Annotated in this window: 13 protein-coding genes; 2 read left to right on the top strand and 11 right to left on the bottom strand. The window is 71.3% G+C overall.

Translation table 11 applies throughout. From position 1 onward, the window contains the following. Positions 1-176: 176 nt before the first annotated feature. The 3 genes from V4Y04_RS27015 to V4Y04_RS27005 all read right to left on the bottom strand — a co-directional run bounded on the left by V4Y04_RS27015 (position 177) and on the right by V4Y04_RS27005 (position 4917). Positions 177-1469 (bottom strand): M50 family metallopeptidase, encoded by a 1293-nt coding sequence (locus V4Y04_RS27015; RefSeq protein ID WP_332433016.1) that lies wholly within the window; start codon positions 1467-1469, stop codon positions 177-179. An 8-nt stretch (positions 1470-1477) separates the two neighbouring features. Beyond that, the gene (dxr, locus tag V4Y04_RS27010) at positions 1478-2740 is read right to left on the bottom strand and encodes a 1-deoxy-D-xylulose-5-phosphate reductoisomerase (RefSeq protein WP_332430932.1); all 1263 of its coding nucleotides are present in this window, start codon (positions 2738-2740) and stop codon (positions 1478-1480) included. 236 nt (positions 2741-2976) lie between these two features. Further along, entirely contained in the window at positions 2977-4917 is a 1941-nt protein-coding gene (locus V4Y04_RS27005) for an acyl-CoA dehydrogenase family protein (protein ID WP_332430931.1), read from the bottom strand. A 447-nt stretch (positions 4918-5364) separates the two neighbouring features. Here V4Y04_RS27005 and V4Y04_RS27000 point away from each other — a divergent pair, with 447 nt between their 5' ends. Beyond that, on the top strand, positions 5365-6414 hold the full coding sequence (locus V4Y04_RS27000) for a LacI family DNA-binding transcriptional regulator (protein WP_332430930.1): 1050 nt from the start codon (positions 5365-5367) through the stop codon (positions 6412-6414). An 87-nt stretch (positions 6415-6501) separates the two neighbouring features. Here V4Y04_RS27000 and V4Y04_RS26995 read toward each other — a convergent pair whose 3' ends face one another. From V4Y04_RS26995 to V4Y04_RS26970, 6 genes are all read right to left on the bottom strand, one after another. Beyond that, positions 6502-7215 (bottom strand): glycoside hydrolase family 12 protein, encoded by a 714-nt coding sequence (locus V4Y04_RS26995; RefSeq protein WP_332430929.1) that lies wholly within the window; start codon positions 7213-7215, stop codon positions 6502-6504. A 36-nt stretch (positions 7216-7251) separates the two neighbouring features. After that, the gene (locus V4Y04_RS26990; RefSeq protein WP_332430928.1) at positions 7252-9570 is read right to left on the bottom strand and encodes a glycosyl hydrolase family 95 catalytic domain-containing protein; all 2319 of its coding nucleotides are present in this window, start codon (positions 9568-9570) and stop codon (positions 7252-7254) included. Between the two features lie 20 nt (positions 9571-9590). Next, the gene (locus V4Y04_RS26985; protein ID WP_332430927.1) at positions 9591-11558 is read right to left on the bottom strand and encodes a beta-galactosidase; all 1968 of its coding nucleotides are present in this window, start codon (positions 11556-11558) and stop codon (positions 9591-9593) included. 138 nt (positions 11559-11696) lie between these two features. Then, complete coding sequence (locus V4Y04_RS26980) at positions 11697-12635, bottom strand: carbohydrate ABC transporter permease (RefSeq protein WP_332430926.1); 939 nt, start codon at positions 12633-12635, stop codon at positions 11697-11699. Next, a complete protein-coding gene (locus V4Y04_RS26975; RefSeq protein ID WP_332430925.1) occupies positions 12632-13675 on the bottom strand; it encodes an ABC transporter permease in 1044 nt (347 codons plus the stop codon). Before V4Y04_RS26975 ends, V4Y04_RS26980 begins: the two co-directional genes overlap by 4 nt. Before the next feature lie 27 nt (positions 13676-13702). Further along, complete coding sequence (locus V4Y04_RS26970) at positions 13703-15394, bottom strand: extracellular solute-binding protein (RefSeq protein ID WP_332430924.1); 1692 nt, start codon at positions 15392-15394, stop codon at positions 13703-13705. A gap of 388 nt (positions 15395-15782) precedes the next feature. On the opposite strand from V4Y04_RS26970, the gene V4Y04_RS26965 reads away from it, so the two are divergent. Further along, entirely contained in the window at positions 15783-18755 is a 2973-nt protein-coding gene (locus tag V4Y04_RS26965; RefSeq protein WP_332430923.1) for a glycoside hydrolase family 3 C-terminal domain-containing protein, read from the top strand. Between the two features lie 149 nt (positions 18756-18904). Here V4Y04_RS26965 and V4Y04_RS26960 read toward each other — a convergent pair whose 3' ends face one another. Beyond that, a complete protein-coding gene (locus V4Y04_RS26960; RefSeq protein ID WP_332430922.1) occupies positions 18905-20365 on the bottom strand; it encodes an aldehyde dehydrogenase family protein in 1461 nt (486 codons plus the stop codon). A gap of 154 nt (positions 20366-20519) precedes the next feature. After that, the gene (locus V4Y04_RS26955) at positions 20520-22133 is read right to left on the bottom strand and encodes a PucR family transcriptional regulator (RefSeq protein ID WP_332430921.1); all 1614 of its coding nucleotides are present in this window, start codon (positions 22131-22133) and stop codon (positions 20520-20522) included. Positions 22134-22142 lie beyond the last annotated feature (9 nt).

Below are 22142 nucleotides of genomic sequence, written 5' to 3'. Positions count from 1 at the left end.
CGTGGATCAAGGTCCGGCTCCCGGTGAGCAGCGGGCTCCGCGCTCCGAGATTACGGCACGGCCATCGGCCCCGGCACATCCCGGCGGTAAACCCACCCAAAGGGCGATGGCCCGGAACGAAAGGGTTCCAGGCCATCGTGAACGGCAGATGTCCGGCGGATGCGTGCCGGACAGCCCTACGAGATCCGTATCGGGTTCACCACGTCCGCGACGAGGACGAGGAGGGTGAAGCAGACGAAGACACCGGCCACCACATAGGCCACCGGCATCAGTTTCGCCACGTCGAACGGGCCCGGGTCGGGGCGGCGGAGCACCTTGGCGAGGTTGCGTCGCAGCGACTCCCACAGGGCGCCCGCGATGTGCCCGCCGTCGAGGGGCAGCAGCGGGAGCATGTTGAACAGGAACAGGGAGAGGTTGAAGCCCGCGAGCAGCATCACGAACATGGCCATCTGCTGCGAGGCCGGGATGTCGAGCGTGGCGATCTCGCCGCCGACCCGGGCCGCTCCGACGACGCCCATCGGGGAGTCCTGTTCGCGCGGGCCGTCACCGAAGGCGGCGTCCCACAGGGCGGGCACCTTGGACGGCAGGGCGGCGAGGGAGTCGACCGCGTCGCCGACCCGGTCGGTCATCCAGACCACGGAGTCGCCGAAGTCCTGCTTCACGACGCCGGTGGCCGCGCTGAAGCCGAGGAAGCCCGCCTTGACGTACTCGCCCTCGACGTAGAGCCCGTTGGAGTCCTTCTTGGCGACCAGGTTGGTGGCGATCTCCGCCTGGAGGGTGACTTCCCGGCCGTCGCGGTCGACGACGATCGGGACGGCTTTGCCGGCGCTGTCGCGGATGAGGTCGGAGAGCGTGCCCCAGTCGTCGGTCCGGACACCGTTGAACGCGACGATCTCGTCGCCCGCCTTCATCCCGGCCGCCTCGGCCGGAGACCGGGGGTCGGACTGCTTGCACTCGTCGCGGTTCTCGCTCTGTGAGATGACGCAGGGGGAGACCGAGCTGACGGTGGTGGTCTGCTGCTGGATGCCGAAGCCCATCAGCACGGTGAGGAACAGCGCGACCGCGAGGATCAGGTTCATGAACGGGCCCGCGAACATCACGATCACCCGTTTCCAGGGTTTCCGTGTGTAGAACAGGCGCTTCTCGTCGCCGGGCTGCAGTTCCTCGAAGGCGGCGGAGCGGGCGTCCTCGATCATGCCGCGCCACGGTGAGGTGGAGCGGGCCTCCAGGCGTCCGTCCGCGCCGGGCGGGAACATGCCGATCATCCGGATGTAGCCGCCGAACGGGATCGCCTTGATGCCGTACTCGGTCTCGCCCTTGTGCCGGGACCAGATGGTCGGGCCGAAGCCGACCATGTACTGGGGCACACGGATGCCGAACATCTTGGCGGTGGACAGGTGGCCCAGCTCGTGCCAGGCGATCGAGACCAGCAGGCCGACCGCGAAGACGACTATGCCGAGGATGAACATCAGGGTCGTCATGCACGCGCCTCCGCGCTCGCCGTACGGGCTGTCAGTTCCCGGGTCCTCGCTCGCGCCCAGGTCTCCGCTTCGAGGACGTCCGGGACCGTCAGAGAGGTTCCCGGCCGGGGGGTGCCGTGCTCCTCGACCACCCGGATGACCGTATCGATGATCCCGTTGAACGGCAGTGCGCCGGAGCGGAACGCCTCCACGCACTCCTCGTTCGCCGCATTGAACACCGCCGGGGCGGTTCCCGCGAGCCCGCCCACGTGCCGGGCCAGGTTCACCGAGGGGAAGGCCTCGTTGTCGAGGGGATGGAACTCCCAGGTGGACGCCTTGCTCCAGTCGAAGACCGGGGCGGCGTCGGGGACCCTTTCGGGCCAGCCGAGGCCGATGGCGATGGGCCCGCGCATGTCGGGGGGCGTCGCCTGGGCCAGTGTCGATCCGTCCGTGAACTCAACCATCGAGTGGACATACGACTGGGGATGTACGACGACCTCAATGCGATCGAAGGGAATGTCGTACAGGAGGTGTGCCTCGATGACTTCGAGGCCCTTGTTGACGAGGGTCGCGGAGTTGATCGTGATCACCGGGCCCATGGCCCAGGTGGGGTGGGCCAGGGCTTCCTCGACGGTGACGTTCGCCAGTTCGTCCCTGGTACGGCCGCGGAAGGGGCCGCCGGACGCGGTGACGACGAGCTTTCGGACATCCGCGCGGGTTCCGGCGGCCAGCGCCTGGAACAGCGCGGCGTGCTCGGAGTCGACGGGGATGATCTGTCCCGGCTTCGCCAGCGCCTTGACCAGTGGGCCGCCGACGATCAGCGACTCCTTGTTGGCGAGCGCGAGGGTGCGGCCGGCCTCCAGGGCGGCGAGGGTCGGGGCCAGTCCGATGGAGCCGGTGATGCCGTTGAGGACGGTGTGGCAGTCGGAGGCGGCGAGCCGCGTGGCCGCGTCCGCTCCGGCCAGTATCCCGGGCAGCGGCTCCCCCGCGCCGTACCGCGCGGCCAGCTCGTCGCGCAGCGCGCCGACGACGTCCTCGCGGGCGACGGCGACCGTGCGCACCCGCAGCCGGTGGGCCTGTTCGGCGAGGAGCGCGACGCGGCCGCCGTTGGCGGACAGGCCGGTGACGCGGAAGCGGTCGGGGTTGCGCAGTACGAGATCGATGGCCTGGGTGCCGATCGACCCGGTGGAGCCGAGGATCACCACGTCCTTGGGGCCGTCCCCCGCCACGGGGTCGTACACCAGGTGCGGGTCGGCGAGCGGAGCTGGAGCGTCGGTCATGGACCCCATTGTGTCCGGTCGCGGGCACTGCCGGGGCCCCGCCCCGGCAGCTCGTGCGTCGTGGTCCGCGCCGGGGTTCCGTCACCGGGTCCGCCCGCTCCGGCCCTGTTCCTTCCCTTCCCTTCCCCTCCTCCCCGCTCCGGCCCTGTTCCTCCTCTTTCCCCCCTCCCTGCTCCCTTCTGTCTCTCCTGGCGTCACCGGCGCCGGCCGGCCGCGGGCCACCGGCGCCGGCCGGCTCAGCGGATCGGCCGGTGCCGGTTCTTCCGGCCGCTCGGGCCGGGCGCGGCGTCCGCGATCCAGGGGCCGTCGCCCGAGGGATCGACGACACCCTGTTCCAGCCAGGTGTACGTGCCGGAGAGCACACCCTTGACGACCCTGCCGTCGACGTCGTCGGTGTTGGTCCACAGCCGGCCGAAGAGCTCCTCGACGCGGACCCGGGACTGGCGGCAGAAGGCGTCGGCGAGCTGGTAGGCCTCGCGGCCGTTCTCGTCGCGGGTGCGCAGGAGCTCGGCGCGGACGCAGGCGGCGCTCATCGCGAACAGTTCGGCGCCGATGTCGACGATCCGGCCCAGGAAGCCCTGCTTGGTCTCCATCCTCCCCTGCCAGCGGGACATGGCGTAGAAAGTGGACCGGGCGAGCCTGCGGGCCGCGCGCTCGACGTACCGCAGATGCGGCGACAGGTCGATGCCGTGCTTGAACTCACCGTAGGTGCGGGGGAGTTGTCCGGGACCCGCGACGAGCTTGGGCAGCCACTTCGCGTAGAAGAGGCCTGCGTTCGCTCCTGCCCTCGCCTTGTCGCCCAGGGTCTTCTCGGGGTCGATGAGGTCGCCGGCGACCGACAGGTGGGCGTCGACGGCCTCCCGCGCGATCAGCAGGTGCATGATCTCGGTGGAGCCCTCGAAGATGCGGTTGATGCGCAGGTCGCGCAGGATCTGCTCGGCGGGGACCGCCCGCTCGCCGCGTTCCCGGAGGGAGTCGGCGGTCTCGAAGCCGCGTCCGCCGCGGATCTGGACCAGTTCGTCGGCCATCAGCCAGGCCATCTCCGAGCCGTACAGCTTGGCGAGCGCGGCCTCGATGCGGATGTCGTTGCGGTTCTCGTCGGCCATCTGCGAGGAGAGGTCGAGTACGGCCTCCAGGGCGAAGGTGGTCGCCGCGATGAACGCGATCTTCGAGCCGACCGCTTCGTGCAGCGCCACCGGTTTACCCCACTGTTCGCGGGCCGCCGACCATTCGCGGGCGATCTTCAGGCACCATTTTCCGGCGCCGACGCACATCGCGGGCAGGGACAGCCGTCCGGTGTTCAGCGTGGTGAGCGCGATCTTCAGGCCCTGCCCCTCCTCGCCGACGCGGTGGGCGGCGGGGACCCGGACGCGGTGGAAGCGGGTGACGCCGTTCTCCAGACCGCGCAGGCCCATGAAGGCGTTGCGGTTCTCGACGGTGATGCCCTCGGAGTCCGCTTCCACGACGAACGCGGTGATGCCGCCCCGGTGGCCCTCGGACTTCGGCACCCGGGCCATGACGACGAGGAGGTCGGCGACCACGCCGTTGGTCGTCCACAGCTTCACGCCGTCGAGGACGTAGGAGTCGCCTTCCGGGACGGCGGTGGTGGCGAGCCGTGCCGGGTCGGAGCCGACGTCGGGCTCGGTGAGCAGGAAGGCCGAGATGTCGGTGCGGGCGCAGCGCGGCAGGAAGGTGTCCTTCTGCTCCTGGGTGCCGAACATCTTCAGCGGCTGTGGGACACCGATCGACTGGTGGGCGGAGAGCAGTGCGCCGATCGCGGGGCTGGCGGAGCCGACCAGGGCGAGGGCCTTGTTGTAGTAGACCTGCGTCAGGCCGAGGCCGCCGTACTTGGTGTCGATCTTCATGCCGAAGGCGCCGAGTTCCTTGAGGCCGGTGACCACCTCGTCGGGGATGCGCGCCTCACGGTCGATCAGGGCTCCGTCGATCCGCGTCTCGCAGAAGTCGCGGAGTTTGGTCAGGAACGCCTCGCCGCGTTCGGCGTCCTCGCCGGCCGGGAGGGGGTGGGGGTGGATGAGGTCGAGCCGGAAGCGGCCGAGGAACAGTTCCTTGGCGAAGCTGGGCTTGCGCCAGTCCTGCTCCCGGGCGGCCTCCGCGACCTGGCGGGCTTCACGTTCGGTGACGGTGGGTCGGGACGGAGACTCGGGTGTTGCGGACATGAGGCTCACCTCGCCGCGTATCGGGGGTATGCGGAATGTACGGGTTTCGACTCGGCACCGGCCCCGGGGATCGTTTCAGGCGATCTTGGGGGTTTACGTTACCGACTGGTGCTACCCGTACGTATGTACCCGATTCGTGGCGACCTCGCCACCCTTCGTGCACCCGTTCGGCCTACCCTCCGCGTCCCCCGGCCCGGCCGGGCCCCGCGGGAGTGACGGCGGCGCGTTCGTGGCAACCTGGGTGCCACGGGGTCCGGCTCGCGCCCCGTCCGCGAAGCGACGGACCCATCGACGGAACCATCGACACCCCCTCTCGTCGAAGCGCTTCGACAGCTGTATGGACATGCGCCCATGCTGGTATTAGGGTCGATTCACCGATTGAGCCCCCCTCACCGTCCCATCGTCACGGCGCACTGTCGAAGCGCTTCACAACAATTGGAGAGCTGGATGGTCACCCTCGCCGAGGTCGCCCAGCACGCCGGAGTCTCGGCCAGCACGGTGAGTTACGTCCTCAGCGGCAAGAGGTCCATCTCCGCGAACACCCGGCAGCGGGTCGAGGAGAGCATCCGCAGGCTCGGGTACCACCCGAACGCCGGGGCCCGCGCCCTGGCCAGCAGCAGGTCGAACATCATCGCTCTGATGGTCCCGCTGCGGACGGACATGTATGTGCCCGTGATGATGGAGATCGCCATCGCCGTGGCCACCACCGCCCGCGCCCACGGGTACGACGTCCTGCTGCTCACCGGCGAGGAGGGCCCGGACGCGGTGCGCCGCGTCGCGGGCAGCGGACTCGCCGACGGGATGATCCTGATGGACGTCGAACTCGAGGACCAGCGGCTGCCGTTGCTGCGCGGCGGGGACGCCCCCGGTGAAGCGCGGCCGGGCGTACGGGCCGACCAGCCGGCGGTGCTGATCGGACTGCCCGCCGACACCTCCGGTCTGACCTGCGTCGACCTCGACTTCCGGGCCACCGGCGCGCTCTGCGTGGAGCATCTGGCGAAGCTGGGACACCGTGACATCGCCGTCATCGGCGAGGCCCCCGCGGTGTACGAACGGCACACCGGCTTCGCCGAGCGCACGCTGGACGGACTGCGCTCCGGGGCACGGGAGTCGGGGGTGCGGCTGCTGCACCGGCCGTGCGAGGGCGGGTACGACGCGATGGCCCTGACACTCGCCCGGATCCTCGACGAGCGTCCGGGCACCACCGGGTTCGTCGTACAGAACGAGTCGGCGCTCGAGCCGCTGCTGGCCCTGCTGCGGCAGCAGGGGCGGGCCGTGCCGGAGGACGTCTCGGTGGTCGCCGTCTGCCCCGAACAGGTCGCCGTCCAGGCCTCGGTGCGGCTGACGTCGGTCGCCATTCCCGCACAGGAGATGGGCCGCTACGCCGTGGAGCACCTGGTCGCCAAGCTCGACGGGCGGGACGGGGACGAGGTCGTACTGATCGCGCCCGAGCTGACGGTCCGGGCGAGTTCGGGCCCGGCCCCCGCCCGCGCGTGACCCGCCCTGCCTCGCCCGGTCCCGCCCTGCCTCGCCGCCGCTCCCCGGCACGGGGGCGGCCGGTCGCCCGCCGTGCCGAGGCCGTGGTCAGCTGCTGCTGACGGTCAGGTTGTCGGTCCGGAAGTCCAGGCCGCCGGACGACGAGGTGATCTCGTAGCCGAACTGCACGTCGCCGATGGTCTCGTTGCCCATCCAGCCCTTGGTGTCCTTGATCCAGTCGAGGATCGGCAGGATGTTGACGGTCCCGGACGTGGAGTTGGACGTACGCAGGAACGAGAAGACCTCGTTGGCGCCGTTGTCGCCCTTGTAGACGTTCCAGGTGTGGCCGCCGAGGGCGACCGTGCCCTGCGGGCTGCCGAGCGGGCCGACGGGGCCGTACTTGTTGACCCAGAGCATGATCTCGTAGTCGTAGTCCGTGTCCCAGATGTCGTACGACGTGTTGTACGCGCCCGCGGACGGCACGGCGACGTTGTAGCTGCTGGTCAGCGAACGGAGCGAGTCGATGGGCTTGTTGACCACCTTCTTGGCGTTCGGGTACGACTTGATGCCCCCGGTATTGGGGTGGTTCGCCCAGGCGCCCCAGTTGGTGCCGGAGTTGGCCCAGACGCACTGGCTGCCGGCGCCGGAGCCCCAGATGTTGTTGTAGAGGATGTAGCCGTTCAGCGTGGTGTTGCCCCACTGGTCGCAGGAGCTCCAGACCGCGGCCTGGGCGGGGGCGGAGGCCATGCCCACGGTGATGCCGAGGGCGAGGGCGGGCACGGCCAGGACCTTGCCGATCCTGCTCGTGATGCTTGGTGCCATGGGGTTCCTTCCATGGGTGGGGGGAGAGCGCCGATGTCACCGCGCCTTCAGGGTGAGGACGCGGTCTTCGTGGGCGACGAGGTCGAGCGGCTCGGCGCCGTCGGAAGTCCTCAGTTCGATGCGGACGGTGCGGGTGGGGCGCAGGACGGCGGTGACGTCGCCCTCGGTCCAGGTGAGGTCGAGGACGGCGCCGAAGCGGGTCCGTACGCCGTGCAGCGCTCCGCGCGGGTACGGGGCGGGCGGAGCGGGCAGCAGGACCAGCCGGCCCGGGGTGGACTGCACGAGCGCCTCGATCAGCACGGCCGGGAGGGTGTGGGCGGCGTCGGCGTTGTAGACGTCGCGGTGGGGGTAGTGCGCGCTCATCAGGGAGGCGTGGAAGAAGTCGCCGTCGAGGACCCTGCCGAGGGCGCTCGCGACCCGTGCGGCGTCGCGGAGACGGGCGGCGATCAGGGCGTGGTGCAGGTGGCCGTGCGCGGAGTCGTTCTCGGGGCCGCGCAGTTCGAGGGCGCGGTGGGCGGCGGCGGCCAGGTCCGGGGTGTCGTAGGGAGTGATCTCGTGCAGCGGCCAGACGGCGTAGAGGTGGCTGAGGTGGCGGTGGTCGTAGGTGTCGGTGAGGTCCGGCCGGGCCCATTCGGCCAGTGCCCCGTCCGCGTTGATCCGGTGCGGCGGCAGCCGGTCGGCGAGGGCCCGCCAGCGGTCGGCGTGCCCGGGGTGGCGGTCGGCGGCGGTACGCAGCGCGTGCCGGGCGGCGGAGAGGTCCATGGCCGCGTTGACCGTGCCCCAGCCGGCGTTCGCGGGACGGTTCTCGGGCGAGTAGGAGGGGACGACGACCAGGTGCCCCTCGTCGTCGGTGCGGGTGAGGAAGTCCTCGTAGAACAGGGCGACTTCGGCGAGAACGGCGGTGGTGCGGGGATCGTGTTCGCCGCGGATGTCGTCGTGGTCGACGAGCGGCCCGAGGAGCCAGTCGGCGCCCGCTGTCCACAGGTGCAGCGGGTACTCGCGGTTGAAGTGGTAGGAGTGCCCCGACTCGCCGTCGGAGTGCGCGGGTGCGACCACGCCCCGGGCGCCGAAGACCTCACGGGCGTTGTCCCGCCAGTGGGGCAGCTGGCGTTGGACGAGTGTCGCCAGTGCCTCGGTGACCTCGGGGAGGGCGGCCGCGGCGGCGGAGGAGGTCTGGAGGTTGAGGTTGGCGTCGTTGGTGAAGGCGCCGGACCAGGCGGTGTCCCAGTCGCCGGTCCACAGACCGGTGAGCCGGGGCGGGAACAGGCCGCCGGAGGACAGCAGGTGGTAGCGGCCGGCCGCGAAGAGGCGTTCGAGCAGGGCGGCGCTGCGCGGCCGGGCCAGCAGCTCCGATCCCGGCCGGGCGCGTTCGGCCGGGTCTCCGGCCAGGTCGAGGGTGACGCGCTCGTAGGCGGTGCGGTGGAGGGACAGGTGGCGGGTGAGGAGGGCGTCGTACGCCTCGGCGGAGGACCGGGGCGCCGCCGGCCCCTCTTCGGTCCCGTGACCTCCTTCGGCTTCGGCTTCGGCTTCGGTGAGCAGGTCCCGCAGGGCGCGTCCCTCGGCGGCCACGTCCGTCTCCCCGGTGTGCCGGCGTACCCGGGTGAGCAGGAGTACGGAGCGCGCGCCCTCGACCCGCACGCCCGGCGGGGCGAGGGTCGTCGTGCCGCCGGTGACGGCGACCAGGGTGACGCCGGTGTACGCGAGGTCGCTGTCCGGGTAACGGGCGCGCAGGCTCAGCAGGGCGCCCTCGGCGGTGAGGACGGCGCCGTGTCCGATGCCGAGCGCGCCGGGGGCACCGGCGAGGCGGGGGTCCAGGCGGATGTCGAGGGTGAGGTCCGGCCCGGTGACGTACTGGACGATCACGTCGTCGGCGCGGGAGACGAAGACGCGGCCGGTCCGGCCGGCGCGGGTGGCCTCCGCCACTCCGGTGCGGAAGTCCACGGAGCGGCGGTGGAACGACGGGGCCCCGGTGCCGTCCTGGGTGCCGTCGGGCCGGCGCAGGTGTACCTGGAAGGCCGGGTGGAAGGGCCGTACCCGCTGGAGCGGGCGGCCGTCGGTGAAGGTCTCGGCGGCACTCGTGTCCCCGGCGAGCAAGCGGTCCTGGAGGGCGGGGAGTTCATCGGCCAGCCGGGGCGGCAGCCGGTCCTCGTCGGCGCCGACCGGACGGACCAGGGTGTGGTGGGTGACGACAACCCGTTCGTCGTCCGGGTCACCGGACACAAGGGCGCCGTGGTGGCCGTTCCCGCTCAGGAAGGCGTCCTCCCAGCGGGCGGCGGGCCGCGGCTCCCAGGTCCCGTGGACGGGTGCGGTCCCGTCCACGGGCGCGTTCGAGGATGCGCTCAGGGATGCGCTCAAGGACGTGTTCATGGGTGCGTTCATGGGCGCAGCACCGCCGCGCCGTGGCGGTCGAGGGTGACCCGGCCGGTGACGTCGGTGCCGGTGAGCAGATCGTGGTGGGTGCCGGGCAGGTCGACGGCGACCGGTTCGCGGCCGTGGTTGAGCAGGAACAGCAGGTCGCCCCGGCGTACCGCCTCGACCTGGTCGGGGAGCCCGTCGAGCACCGGCCGCACGCCCGCGCCGGCGGCGATCCGGGTGAGCAGGTCGCGCAGCGCCTCGGGCTCCGGGAGCGTCGAGACGTACCAGGCGCGGCCCTTGCGCAGGACGGCGGGCAGTCCGTCGAGTTCGCCGCCCTTGTAGGGCGTCGTGGCGTCCGCGGTGCCGTCGGCCTCCAGTTCCTCGGACCACAGGGTGCCGCGGAAACCCTCGCAGGCGACGGTCTCCCCCGCGTCCAGCGGCCACCACTCGTGCAGGGTGCGGATGCCGAAGAGGTCCCGCAGCCGGGCGTCCATGCCGCCGGGCCGTACCCGGTCGTCCTCGTCGGCGACACCGGTCAGGAAGCCGCAGACGAGGGTGCCGCCGCCGTGCACGTAGGCGAGGAGGTTGTCGACGGCGGTGTCCGTGAGCAGGTAGAGCTGCGGGACGACGACCAGCGGGTAGGCGGACAGGTCGTGTTCGGGGTGGGCGAAGTCGGTGGTGAGGTGGGCCTGCCACAGGGCTCGGTGCCAGGCGCGCAGCATGCCGGGGTGGTCGACCTCGTGGGACGGCCGGGCCTCCTGGTCGCCGGCCCACCAGGAGTGCCAGTCGTGCAGTACGGCGACGCCGGCGGTGCCGTGCGTGCCGGTGACGTGCGGGGCGATCCGTGCCAGGTCGGCGCCGAGCCGTGCGACCTCCTGGTACGTACGGCCCTGCTCGCCCGCGTGGCTCACCATCCCGGAGTGGAACTTCTCGGCGCCCTGCCGGGACTGGCGCCACTGGAAGTAGCAGACGGCGTCCGCGCCGCGTGCCACGGCCTGCAGGGACCACAGGCGGTTGAGGCCGCGGGGCTTGGGGTGGTTCACCCCGCGCCAGTTGACCGCTCCGGCCGCCTGTTCCATGAGTATCCAGGGGCCCCGGGCCTGGGAACGCGTCATGTCCTGGACCAGGGCGCCCTCCTGGGCGCCGAAGGGGTCGCGCGGGTCGGGGTAGAGGTCGACGGAGACGACGTCCTCCTCCTCGGCCCAGCGCCAGGCGTCCTGCCCCGCCCACAGCGGCATGAAGTTGGTGGTGACCGGGAGGTGCGGGCTGTGCCGGCGGACGATGTCGCGTTCGGCGGCGTAACACTCCAGGAGCATGTCGGACGTGAACCGCTTGAAGTCCAGCACCTGGGTGGGGTTCTTCAGGTAGTGCGGGTGGCGGGGCGGCAGAACCTCGGCCCAGTCGCCGTAGCCCTGGCTCCAGAAGGCGGTGCCCCAGGCGGTGTTGAGGGCGTCGAGGGTGCCGTGGCGGTCGCGGAGCCAGTCGCGGAAGCGGGCGGCGGCCTCGTCGCCCCAGTCGTAGGTGCAGTACTCGTTGTTGATGTGCCACATGGTGAGGGCCGGGTGGCCGGCGTAGCGGGCGGCCAGGTCCTCGGTGATGGCGGCGGCGTGGCGGCGGTAGGTGGCGCTGGAGTGCGAGAAGTGCTGTCTGCCGCCCCACCACTCGGTACGGCCTTCCTCGTCACGGGGCAGGGTGTCCGGGTGGAGGTGCCCCATCCAGGGCGGTGGCGAGGCCGTCGGGGTGGCGAGGACGACGCCGATACCGGCCTCGTGCATGAGGTCCATGACGCGGTCCAGCCAGCCGAAGTCCCGCTCCCCCGGGCGTGGTTCGATCTTCGCCCAGGAGAACACGCCCAGCGTCACGGTGTTGACGCCGGCCTGCCGCATCAGGCGGACGTCCTCGCGCCAGGTCTCCTCGGGCCACTGCTCGGGGTTGTAGTCGCCGCCGTAGAGGATGCGCCCGCGGGTGGCGTCGCTCAGTCCGGGCATCAGACACGCTCCCGGCGGGCGGGGAACGTACGGGATGTGCGGGATGTGCGGGACGCGTGCATGGCCTACCTCGTTCTGCGGGTGTCGGGAAGTGGGGCTGACGGACGGGGAGCCGCGGCGGCCGGGGCTCCCCGCCCGTCAGCCCTTCACGGCGCCGGTGAGCATGCCCTTCTTGAAGTGCTTCTGGACGAAGGGGGACAATACGGCGACCGGGAGCAGAGCCATGACCATGACGGCCATCTGGACGGCCAGCCCCGACAGTTCACCTGTCTTGATGGCCTGGCCGAGGCCGACGGGAGCCTCCTGCTTCTGGACGAGCTGGATCATGACGTTCTGCAGGGGCAGCATGTTCTGGTCGTTGAGGTACAGGGAGGCGTTGAACCACGCGCTCCAGTAGCCGACGGCGTAGAAGAGCGTGATGACGGCGATCACCGCGCGGGACAGCGGCATGACGATCTGCCACAGGATGCGGAATTCGCCCGCGCCGTCGATGCGGGCGCTGTCGACGAGTTCCTGCGAGATGTTCATGAAGAAGCCGCGCAGGACCAGGATGTTGAAGACGCTGATGGCACTGGGCAGGATCAGCGCCAGATAGCTGTCGGTCAGGCCGAGGGTCTGCACCAGCAGGTACGTCGGGATGAGGCCGGCGCTGAAGAACATGGTCGCCAGCAGGGTCATCAGGATCCAGCGGTGCCCGAGGGAGTCGGTGCGCGACAGTCCGTAGGCGCAGAGCACGGACACGGTCATCGAGAACGCGGTGCCGACCAGGGTGACGCCGATGCTGACCAGGGTGGCCCGGGTGACCTGGCCGCCGCTGAGCAGTTCCTGGTAGGCGATGAAGGTGATGTCCTGGGGCACCATCACCAGGCCGCCGGCCTCGTCGATGGTCCTGCGCGTGGACAGGCTGGTGACGACCACGATCCACAGCGGGAAGACGACCGCCAGGCAGGCGAGGACCAGGATGATGCCCTTGCCCGCGAGCCCGGCCCCGGTGGGCGCTTCCTCCCACACCGGGCGGGGCGGGGCGGACCAGCCCCGGGCCTTGCGCGTCGTGGGTTCGTCGATCACGGCGGTCACTTCTTGTACACCCCCTGCTCGCCCATGAGATGGGCCACCTTGTTCGCGGCGAGGACCAGCCCGAGGCTGACCACGCCCTTGATGAGGCCGGCGGCGGCCGCGTAGCCGAAGTCCTGGTTGCGCACGCCGTTCCACCAGACGAAGGTGTCGAGGACCTCCGACGCCCCCGGTCCGACGGCGTCGCGTTGCAGCAGGATCTGTTCGAAGCCGACGGTGAGCGCGTCGCCCACCCGCAGGACGAGCAGCAGCGCGATCACGGGCCGCAGCGCGGGCAGGGTGACGTGCCACATCCGGCGCCAGCGGCCGGCGCCGTCCATGGCGGCGGCCTCGTACAGATCGGGGCTGACCGAGGCCAGCGCGGCGAGGAAGACGATGATCCCCCACCCGGCGTCCTTCCACACGCTCTGCGCGGTGAGCAGGAACACGAAGGTGTCGGGGTTGGTCATGACCTCCAGGCCGTCATGACCGTTCTCACGCAGGAGCTGCGAGAAGATTCCCGCGCCGCCGAACATCTGCTGGAAGACGGCGATGACCAGCACCCAGGAGAAGAAGTGCGGCAGGTACAGGATGGCCTGCGCGACCGCCCGCACCCGGGGCCTGATCACGCTGTTGATGAGCAGCGCGAGCAGGATCGGGATCGGGAAGAACAGCACGAGCTGGAGGAAGAAGAGCACCAGGGTGTTCTTCAGGGCGTTCCAGAACGCCGAGTCCTCGAGGATCCGCCGGAAGTTCTCCAGACCCACCATCGGACTGTTCAGCATCGAGACGACGCCGTTGTCGCTGATGTAGGGGTCGTAGTCCTGGAAGGCGACGACGTTGCCGAGGATCGGCAGGTAGTTGAAGACCAGGACCAGTGCCACGGCGGGCAGGGTCATCAGCAGCAGGACGCGGTCGCGCCGGTATCTGAGCCGCAGGCTCAGTGTGCCGCGCTTTCCCCGGCGTGGTGTGTCCGGGGGGCCGGCGGCGTCGGGAGACGCCGCCGGCTTCTCGGCCGGCTTCGCGGCCTCGGTCTCGCTCCGAGGCACCGTGCTGTGCGACACGGCGGTTCTCCTTGCCTCGTTCCCGGGTCAGCCGGCCGCCGGACCGTTCTCGTCGAGGATCTTCCGGTACCAGTCGCGCAGTTCGTCCCCGCCCTTGCTCTTCCAGTCGGAGACGGCCTGCTGCACGTCACCGATCTTCTTGCGGCCCCGGATGACGTCGTCCTCCAGCTGCTCGAAGTCGTTGGAGAGGTTGGTGTAGCGGGTGGGCTCGGTGATCTGCATGCCGTAGAAGGCCGACTTCCTGGTGAACGCGCCCATCCGCTGCTGCCACTCGACCTGGCCCTTGGCGACCTCGGGGAAGTCGGGGTGGGCGATGGTCGCGGCGGGGCTGGCGACCATCACGTAGGCGTTCATCACATCGATGTTGCCCTGGTCGTTCTTGGTGGGCACACCGTCCTTGACGGTGTAGTGGGTGCCCTCCACGCCGTAGTTGGTGAGCATGTACTCCTTGGTGCCGTACGGCGCGGCGGTGACGTTGGCGACGGCCAGCACGTCGCGGATCACGGCCTCCGAGGCCTTCTTGTTGACGAAGGCGAAGATGCCGGCCGGGTTCTTGGCCCACAGGGTGGGGTCGCCGCCGTCGTGGCCGAAGACGTCCATGCCCCAGATCTTGAACTCCGGGTTCTGGGTCGCCTGTTCGGCGGTGCGGCTCCACCACTGCGAGGAGTCCTGGTTGTAGATCAGGAATTCGCCGGCGGCGAACTTGGGCCCGGGATCGGTGGCGTTGCTCTTGCCCAGCTCGGCGTCGGGGTGCACGACTCCGGCGGCGAACAGCTTGCGCGTCCACTCCAGGGCCTCGAGGTATTCGTCGGTCTCGATGCGGTAGAGCAGCTTGCCGTCGGCCTGGTTCCAGCCGAGCGACTTCTCCTCGCCGGAGAGCACACCGAAGGCGTTGAAGGCGGTCCACTTCATGTCCAGGCAGGCCCAGCGCTTGGCCTTGGCGTTGGTGGCGTCCTTGGCCAGCGCCATGAACTCGTCGCAGGAACGGGGGACCTCGTAGCCCTCCTTCTCGAAGATGTCCTGGCGGTAGAGGGGCACGATGCCGGTGACGTACGAGGAGGGCATGGGCAGGCCGCGCAGCTTGCCGCCGAAGATGGACCGCCGCCAGGCGTCGGTGGGGATCGCCGCGAGGTTCGGGTAGTCCTTCACCGCGTCGCCGGAGAGGTACGGGCCGAGGTCGGCGAACTTGCCGATGATGGCGCTGGGGATCTTGCCCGTCATGTTCCAGCCGGGCACGACGACCACGTCGGGCACGTCGCTGGACGCGAGGACGGCGCCGAGCTTCTGGTCGTAGGTGTTGCCGTCCTGGTTCTGCCAGACGACGTCGACGCCGATGAGGTCGTTCATCGCCTTGTAGTAGGCGTTGCCGCCCTTGGGCGGAGAGCCCCAGAACGGCGACATGACGCTGACCTCGTTGCCCTTGCCGAGCTTCTTGGGCACCGACGTCTTCAGGCCCGCGAGATCGAGCTTGCCGGTGAATCCGACCGCCGAACCGTTCTTGCTGGGGATGTCGGGAGTGACCACGTTGCCCGCCACGTACGCCGGCAGCAGCTTCTTGGCGTCCTTGCCCGATGTGGTGCCGTCCCGCGAACCTCCGTCGGACCCTCCGCACGCGGCGAGCAACGGCACTCCCCCCGCCACCGCCGCGGTGGCGACCGCCGTGGAGGCGAGGAAGCTTCTCCGGCTGGGCCCGGAGGAGGTGGAGGCGTTCGGCGTCATTGCGTCAACCCTTCATGGCACACCAGGACACCCGGCGGCGGCCGTCGGCTGCGGTGTCTTCACTGGAACTGGCTGAGCCGAAGCGGTCGTTCGGAGGGAACGTGCCGGGGAGGCGGCCCCATAGTCGAAGCGCTTCGATGTTGCTGCGAGGTTAAGTGAACACCCAGGGCCGCACAAGAGTTGCTTACAAGATTCCTCGGAGGCGTACCGGGGAACCGCGCGATCACCATGCACGCGCAATGCACGCGTACTCTCCACGGAAATGTCCGCGAGATCCCGTCGGTCGTCCGATCGCTCGCACCCCTGTCCTTGACACTCACCCCTTCTCGGAATCAGCATCGAAGCGCTTCGAAAGCGCCTCGTCGTTCCACCGCAAGGGGATGTCCACGTGACCGCACCAACGCCGACCACGCCGCCTTTCCGCGATCCGCGCCTGCCGTTCGCGAAGCGCATCGACGACCTTCTGTCGCGGCTGACCCTCAAGGAGAGGATCGGAGCCCTGCACCAGTTCGCGCCCGCCGTCGAGCGGCTGGGCATCGCCGCCTTCCGCACCGGTCAGGAGGCACTGCACGGCGTGGCCTGGATGGGGCCGGCGACGGTGTTCCCGCAGGCCGTCGGGCTGGGGACGACCTGGAACCCGGAGCTGGTGCGCCGGGTCGGCGAGGCGGTGTCCAGGGAGGCCCGCGCGATGCGTGCCCGGGACGAGCGGGTCGGCCTCAACGTCTGGGCGCCGACCGTCAATCTGCTGCGCCACCCCCTGTGGGGCCGCAACGAGGAGGGCTACTCGGAGGACCCCCGGCTCACCTCGGCGATCGCCACCGCCTACACCCGCGGCCTGCGCGGTGACCATCCGGTGTACTGGCGGACGGCGCCGGTGCTCAAGCACTGGCTCGCGCACAACAACGAGACGGCCCGGGACACCGTTTCCAGCTCGGTCCGCCCGCGGGTGCTGCACGAGTACGATCTGCGCGCCTTCCGGGACACCGTCGAGGCGGGTGCGGTGGCCGGTGTGATGCCCGCGTACAACCTGGTCAACGGCCGCCCGAACCATGTCTCGCCATATCTGCGCGAGCACTTGCGCACCTGGACCGAGGAGGAGCTGCTGGTCTGCTCGGACGCCGGCGCACCGTCCAACCTGGTCGATTCCGAGCACTACTTCGACACCCACGAGGAGGCCGTCGCGGCCTCGCTGCGGGCCGGGGTCGACAGCTTCACGGACCACGGCACGGACAGCTCGGTCATCGTGGGACGCCTCGAAGCGGCGCTGCGGCAGGGACTGCTGACGGAGGCCGAGATCGACGACGCGGTCCGCCGGCAGCTCTCGGTGCGCTTCAGGCTCGGTGAGTTCGACCCGGGCGCGGACCCGTACGGGGGCGGCGGGAACGGCGGGGGTTCCGGTGCCCCGCAGGCGGAGGGGGGCGCCGACGAGCACGCCTTCGACACCCCGGAGCACCGGGCGCTGGCGCAGGAGGCCGCCGAGCAGGCCGTCGTCCTGCTGAAGAACGACGGTCTGCTGCCCCTGGCCCCGGCGCACACCCGTGTCGCCGTGGTCGGCCTGCTGGCCGACGAATGCAAGCTCGACTGGTACAGCGGCACCCTGATCCACCGCTCCACTCCCCTGGAAGGGCTCTACGAGCGGTTCGGCGCCGAGCGGGTGGAGTTCACGGAGGGCGTGGACCGCGTCCTGCTGAAGACCTCCGCCGGCGCCTTCCTGCACGTCCCGCCGGCGCCCGACGCCCCCGACGCGGCGCGCGGCGCGGAGGGCGCGCTGGATCCGGCGCTGCTCGCCGGCCGTACCGACCTGGATCCGCTCACCGCCGGGCCGGAGGGCACCGAACTCGCCCTGGTCGACTGGGGCGAGGGCGTGCTGACCCTGCGTGCCCCGGACGGCCGATATCTGTCGGTCGCCGAGGACGGCTACCTCCGCGCCTCCGCCGACCAGCCGGGCGGCTGGGTCGTGCGGGAGACGTTCCGGCTGGAACCGCACGGCGGCGGTCACCTCCTCCTGCACGTGGGAACAGGACTCCCCGTGCAGGTCGCCGCCGACGGCGTGAAGGTTGCCCCGGAGAACCCCCCTGCCGGGGAGAGCGCGGCCGCCGGGGTGGACGCGGCTGCCGGGGCGGCCCCCGAGGTGTTCGAGCTGATCGTCACCGAGCACGGTGAGGAGACGGTGGCGCGGGCCGCGGCACGGGCCGACGTGGTCGTGGTGGTCGCCGGCAACGATCCGCACATCAACGGCCGGGAGACCGAGGACCGGACGACGCTCCGGCTGCCCGCCCAGCAGGAGCTGCTGCTGCGCGCGGCCCGCGCCGCCAACCCCAGCACCGTGCTGGCCCTGGTCTCCGCCTACCCGTACGCGGTCGATCCGACGGACCTGCCGGCGATGCTCTGGACCGCGCACGGCGGACAGGCCGCGGGCACCGCGCTGGCCCGGGTGCTCGCCGGTGACGTCTCCCCCGCCGGCCGGCTTCCGCAGACCTGGTACGCCGACGACGCCGATCTGCCCGGCCTGCTCGACTACGACGTGATCGGCTCCCGCCAGACCTACCTGTACTTCGGGGGCACCCCGCTGTTCCCCTTCGGCCACGGTCTGTCGTACGCGGCCTTCGCCTACGGCGACCTGACGGCGCGGGCCGAGGAGGAAGGGGTACACGTCTCGTTCACGGTCACCAACACCGGTGCCGTCACGGCCGACGAGGTCGTCCAGCTCTACACGCGGGCCGTGGACCCGTCGGTGCCGCGTCCGCTGCGCGAGCTGGTGGCCCACCGGCGGCTGACCCTCGCACCCGGCGAGACGGCCGCGGTCGCCTTCGGACTCCCCCTGTCCGCCTTCGCGTTCTGGGACGTGGCGGTGGACCGGTGGCGGGTGGAGCCGGGCCGGTACGAGCTGCTGGCCGGCGCGTCCAGCGCGGACGTCCGGCAGCGGACCACCCTCACGCTCGACGGTGAGCCCGCCGTCCCCCGCGCGGTACTCGCACACGGCCTGGACGCGGCCGGCTTCGACGAGCAGAACGGCACCGAGATCGTCGACCGGACCAAGGAGTCGGGCGACGCGGTGACGCCGGTGGCCGGGCAGGAAGGCGAACTGTTCTTCCGGCACTGCGACTTCGGAAGCGGGGCGAAGGAGGCGACCGTCGAGGTGTCCGGTATGGGCACCGTCGAACTCTCCCTCGACGACGGCCCGGTGCTCGCCACACTGTCCCCTTCGGCCCCTACGCCGGGCCCGTACGACTACGTCACGCTCGGCGCGTCCCTCGCTTCCACCGGGACCCCGGACCCGGTGGCCACCGCCGGGGTGCACGAGGTGCGCCTGCGGCTGCGCGGCGCACTGCGGCTCGCGCGGGTCGGGTTCTCCGGCTGAGAAACACGAAGAGGTAAACACGGACACGGAAACCGGAAAGGCCCGGCACCGGAAGGCATCGGTGCCGGGCCTCTCGCGGGCGACGCTCCCGCGTCACCCGCCAGGTCACCCCGGAACGGTTCCCGAGAGCCGGGAGCAGGCCGCCTGCCTCAGAGAGCGAGGCCGGTCAGGACCATCACCCGCTCATAGGTGTAGTCGTCCATCGCGAACTTCACGCCCTCACGGCCCACACCGGACTGCTTAACACCGCCGTACGGCATCTGGTCGGCGCGGTAGGAGGGTACGTCGCCGATGACGACGCCACCGACCTCCAGGGCGCGGTGGGCCCGGAAGGCAGCCTGGAGATCGTGGGTGAACACTCCCGCCTGGAGGCCGTACTTGGAGTCGTTGACCGCGGCGAAGGCGGCTGCCTCGCCGTCCGTCTTCGTCACCGTCAGGACAGGGCCGAAGACCTCCTCGCGGGCGATCGTCACCCCGGCCGGTACGTCGGCGAGCACGGTCGGCGCGTAGGAGGCGCCGTCGCGCTTGCCGCCGGTGAGGACGGTGGCACCGGCCTCGACGGCCTCCTGCACCCATGCCTCGACGCGTTCGGCGGCGTCCTGGCTGACCAGCGGGCCGACGTCGGTCGCGTCATCGGCCGGGTCACCGGTGACCTGGGCCTCCACGGCGGCGACGATGCGCGGCAGCAGCCTGTCGTACACGGTGGTGTCGGCGATGACCCGCTGCACGGAGATGCAGGACTGGCCGCCCTGGTAGTTGGAGAAGGCGGCGATGCGCTGCGCGGCCCGGTCCAGGTCCTCGTCGCTCGCCCAGTCGGCGAGGACGACGGCCGCGCCGTTGCCGCCGAGCTCCAGGGTGCAGTGCTTGCGCGGCACCGAGTCCATGATCGCGTAGCCGACCTTCTCGGAACCGGTGAAGGAGATCACCGGCAGCCGCTCGTCCCGCACCAGGGCGGGCATGCGGTCGTTCGGAACCGGGAGGATGCTCCAGGAACCGGCCGGCAGTTCGGTCCCGGCGAGCAGCTCGCCGATGAGCAGCCCGGACAGCGGGGTCGCCGGGGCGGGCTTGAGGACGATGGGGACACCGGCGGCGATGGCCGGGGCGATCTTGTGGGCGCACAGGTTCAGCGGGAAGTTGAACGGCGCGATACCCAGGACGACGCCCTTGGGGAACCGCCGGGTGAGGGCGAGCCGCCCCTGGCCGCCGGCGTCGGTGTCGAGCCGCTGGCTCTCTCCGCCGTTGAACCGGCGGGCCTCCTCCGCGGCGAACCGGAACACCGACACGGCCCGGCCGACCTCGCCGCGTGCCCACTTGATCGGCTTGCCGTTCTCGGCGGAGATCAGCCGGGCGATGTCCTCGGTGCGCTCGACGAGCTGCCGGCCGACGTGGTCGAGGGCGGCGGCGCGGACATGGGCGGGAGTGGCCGCGAACGCGTCCCGTGCGGCGTACGCGGCGGCCACGGCCTCTTCGACCTGGGCGTCGGTGGGCACGCTCACCGTGCCGACGACCCGGCCGTCCCACGGGGAGGTGACGTCGAAGGAGGCCTCGCCGGTGGCCTGGCGGCCGGCGAGCCAGAAGGCGTGGGTGGCCGCCGTGTCTTTCTGGGGCATGGGAATCCCGGCCCTTCCGCGTTGGGGGTGGGTGCTTGGCCTGTCACGTCCACCGTAGGGGCGTGCCGACGACGGGGCGTTTGTCCGAGCCGTAGCAGTCGGTTCCCCGAGCGCGCCGCTTTGGCGGATCGGCGGCCGCCGGTCGGACACCCCGTCAGTCGGACGACGTCGCCTTCAGCGCCAGCCACAGCTCCATGCGGACGTCCGGGTCGTCCAGGGAGCGGCCGAGGATCTCCTCGACCCGGCGCATGCGGTAGCGCAGGGTGTGGCGGTGCACGCCGAGGTCGGCCGCCGCGGCGTCCCACTGCCCGTGCCGGGAGAGCCACGCGCGCAGCGAGGCGACGAGGTCGCCGCGCCCGGTCGCGTCGTGTTCGTTCAACGGCCGCAGCAGTCCGTCGGCGAAGGCGCGGACGGCGTCGTCCGCGAGCAGCGGCACCACGGACCCGGCGGCCATCTGCTCGTGTTCCACCAGTACCCGCCCCCGTCTCCTGGCCACCGACAGCGCCTGTCCGGCCTGCTTGTATGCGGCGGAGGCGGCTATGGGGCCGACCGGTGCGGAGAGTCCCACGACCAGTTCGTCCTCGTCGGCGCCCACCAGGGGTTCGTGGACTCCCCCGGCGCCCCGTACGGCCTCCAGGGCCGCCGCGTGGTCGCGGCACGCGGCCACGGCCGCGCCGCCGTCGGCGGCCAGCACCACCAGCCGCTCGCCGTCCGGCACCACCAGGACCGCCTCGCCGGAGCGGGCGGCGGCGGACTCCACGGCCTCCTCGAGCGCACCGAGGGCGTCGCCGTTCGGTTCGCCCTGGGCGCGTGCGGCGGGCGCCGTGCCCGTCTCGGCCACGACGATCCGGAAGGGCGCGTCCAGGAGGCCTCCGTACAGGTGTCCGGCCACCGCGCGGGCGTGGTCCGGCTCACCGGCGAGCAGCATGCGCAGGACGGCGGCCCCGATCCGCTGTTCGGCGGCGTGCAGAGAACGGGAGCGTTCCGTGGTCAGGGTGAGCAGTGCGACGGCGGAGTGGACGGCGTACCGCGCGGCGGTGCCGAGCGCCGCCGCGGTGCCGACGGCGAGCGCGGCCCGGGGGCGCCGGCCGGTGCCGAGGGAGTGCAGTTCGACCCGGTCGTCGTCCTGTGGCCCGGCGACGACCGACGAGGCGGGCGCGGCCCGTTCCCGCAGCCGCCGCACGTCGGCCGTGAGCCGTGCGGCGCGCCGCACGGCCCACTCCGGTGCCGTGGCGACGACGGCGCCCGAGGCGTCGTACAGCGCGGCCCATCCGTCGACCTGGGCGGCGAGCGCGGCCAGCAGACCCTCGGGCCCGCCGGCCAGCGCCTGCCGGGTCAGCTCCCGCTGGGCCGCGAAGCCCGCGGTCACCGCGCGGTACTGGTCGGCCGCGACGGCTGCGGAGACGGCCTTGCTGATCGCCAGGAAGGGCGTGCGGCGCGGCACCTCCAGGAGCGGCAGCCCCTCCTCGCGCGCGGCCTCGACCAGTGCCCCGGGGATGTCCTCGTAGTGGACACCGACGGCGAAGCCGAGGCCGACCACCCCCGCCTCCACCAGCCGCTTCACATAGCGGCGCATCGCCGCCGCGTCCTCCGCGTCCAGCTTGAGCGCGGTGATGAGCAGCAGCTCGCCGCCCTCCATGTAGGGCACCGGGTCGGCCAGCTCGCTGGCATGCGCCCAGCGGACCGGCACGTCGAGGCCGTCCTCACCCGCGCGCACGGTCAGCTTGAGCGCGGAGTGGTGTGCGAGCGAAGCGAGCGTCAGGGGCATGGCGCCTTC

The sequence above is a fragment of the Streptomyces sp. P9-A2 genome, assembly GCF_036634175.1.
In the GTDB taxonomy this organism is placed as follows: domain Bacteria; phylum Actinomycetota; class Actinomycetes; order Streptomycetales; family Streptomycetaceae; genus Streptomyces; species Streptomyces pratens.
The sequence above is the reverse complement of the archived record's forward strand: the minus strand, read 5'-3'. Positions and strand labels throughout refer to the sequence as shown.